The sequence below is a fragment of the Anoxybacillus mongoliensis genome, assembly GCF_014201515.1.
Taxonomy (GTDB): Bacteria; Bacillota; Bacilli; order Bacillales; family Anoxybacillaceae; genus Anoxybacillus; species Anoxybacillus mongoliensis.
The window spans coordinates 1-2,237 of sequence record NZ_JACHEQ010000029.1 but is presented as its reverse complement, the minus strand read 5'-3'; the positions used below and the strand labels follow the sequence as shown (position 1 = coordinate 2,237).

Here is a 2,237-nt window from a genome sequence, read left to right as displayed (position 1 = left end):
TATCAAAACGTCTTGTCATTATAGACACTCCTCATCATTGATAGATTTACTGTACATTTCTCTATTCGTTGTGTCTATAATCTAGACTAACATCATGTTGCGGTGGGATTTGTGACATGCTCCATCGATGGGGATTTCGCTATACACGCCCTACGTATACCCTCAAACGGGCGAATCCTCAAAAACAAAAAGAGTTTCAACAGGAAATAGAACTCATAAAAAAAACTTGTCCGACAACACAGTCATAATCTATGAAGATGAAAGTCATATTCGCGATTACCAAGCTCTTCGTACCACATGGAGTGTCAAAGGGTGTCAAAAACAAATCCCTACGTATGGACACCACGCAACGGTTAGCTTATTAGGTGGTGTGAATATCGAAACGGGTGAATTTCTCTGTATGGAAACGGACCAATGTAACGCACAGGCTTTTCTGCAGTTTCTTCAATACATATTAAACCAATATCCAAACAAACATGTCGTTATGATCTTGGATAACGCAAAAATTCATCATGCCAAAGTTCTTCAGCCTTTTTTACAGGAGCGTGAAGAGCAGTTAACTTTTGTATTCTTACCCCCTTATTCGCCGAATTTAAATTTAGTTGAACGAATTTGGGGCTGGCTGAAAGAAAGTGTCATTGCCAATCGGTTCCATCCCATTCGAAAGGAGTTGAGAGAATCGATTGTTTCGTTTTTGGAGTACCTTTCTGAATTTCCAGAAAGAGTGCTCCAGCGCATCGGACAGGTGGTTATGTCGGAAAATTAATCTGAATCTATATATATTTAGGCGACACAGTCATCGTACTATTTATTGAATCAACTTTTCTGCAGTTACTTTTCCATTTTCAATTAAATAGATATAAATACATCCGCGTAGTTCTGATAAATCTTTTAAATGATGTTTAGGTAAGGTCATCGTTTGATTGTTTGTAAGGATAATGAATCGCGGATTACCCTGTTCATCTTCACTCATGAAGTCGATAAGTGATAAAGCAGGGTACATTTTTACGTTTTTTCGGCCGTTTGCTTGTTCATATTGCTCAATTAACTCTTTGTAGTCAATCGAGAGAAGGCGATAGCTTTTTTCCTTATCTGGCAATAGCGTGAATTGAACGAGTCTGTTTGACGGAATGATATTTACGTTTCGTTCACGTTCTACTTCCTCCAAACGAGCTTTACGGTGATCTTCGATATCAATTAATTTTGCTTTCATTTGGTTGATTAGTGCTGAATTTCGGTTTTCTTCGTTTTCGTTACGGTACTTTTCAAGTCTTAATACGGTTTCTTGGTATTGATGGTCAAATGCTCGGCGGAGAAACTGTATTTTTTTGCTTAATTGCGCTTCATTTGATAGAACCAACTCTTCACGTTTTTGTATGACTTTATTCATTGCATCCATAAATAATTGGGGCTCGTTTTTTTGATTTTCATGTATGAATGGCTGTTCAAACGAATAGCCATATAGCCAATAGGAGTCTACCTCAATTACTTCACCTGTTTTACGCTTCGCAAAATAGACAACATCGCGAAATAATTCACGTCCTGTACCATCTGTAAGACTGATTTCGTAACCTTCCATTAGCAATTCTTCATTGATTGGAAATTTAACTTCAAAATGAGGTAATACGAGTCCTTCTATCTCCTCTTTCATCAATTGTAAAGATAAAGAAAACAATGGATGGTCATTGAGCATGATTGAAACTTCCTCATCCATATACTCGTTCGCATCTGTAAAGCGATACGACTCTTCTTTTCCTTTTAAAGGAATACGATGTTTTCTTGCAAATTCTCGTATGGACTTCGGAATGCGATCAATACGATATACATGATCATTTTGAGAAGGATATACCTTTACTCGGTTTCTGCTTAACGTATTTACTGCAAACTCCGCATACACGCGAGTAGGAATCTTTTGAATAGCGATATCATACTGTTCACGTTTCATCCCTGGTAAATCAATTGTATCAACGGCTAGACGTTCTTCTTTCGCAATTCTTAATAATTCCATGTATTCCTGAGACAATACTCCCTCTATATCTTTCTTAATATCTTCCAACCGCTCACGGTTTAAGATTGCTTGTTGCATTAATGTCGGTAAATCGGCAACTTTATCTTCCAGTCGATCGCCGATAAAGTCGTAAACTATATACATCCAATTTAAAATTTTAACCTCTGGTTCACGCAGTACACCCGATGCGGCGCAACACCTCATCCGGGTGTTGTAGAACGTACTGTTC

2 protein-coding genes and 1 pseudogene are annotated in these 2,237 nt (G+C 37.9%); 2 read left to right on the top strand and 1 reads right to left on the bottom strand.

Annotated elements, in window-relative coordinates:
* The first annotated feature begins 116 nt into the window (after positions 1-116).
* Together HNR43_RS14225 and HNR43_RS14015 are read left to right on the top strand one after the other, a co-directional pair.
* A complete protein-coding gene (locus HNR43_RS14225) occupies positions 117-248 on the top strand; it encodes a winged helix-turn-helix domain-containing protein (RefSeq protein ID WP_246346344.1) in 132 nt (43 codons plus the stop codon).
* Positions 227-766 (top strand): IS630 family transposase, encoded by a 540-nt coding sequence (locus HNR43_RS14015; protein ID WP_246346343.1) that lies wholly within the window; start codon positions 227-229, stop codon positions 764-766. The genes HNR43_RS14225 and HNR43_RS14015 overlap by 22 nt, the downstream gene beginning before the upstream one ends.
* A 42-nt stretch (positions 767-808) precedes the next feature.
* On the opposite strand, the pseudogene HNR43_RS14010 reads toward HNR43_RS14015, so the two are convergent.
* Positions 809-2,237, bottom strand: a pseudogene (locus tag HNR43_RS14010) (DEAD/DEAH box helicase); the annotation flags it as partial.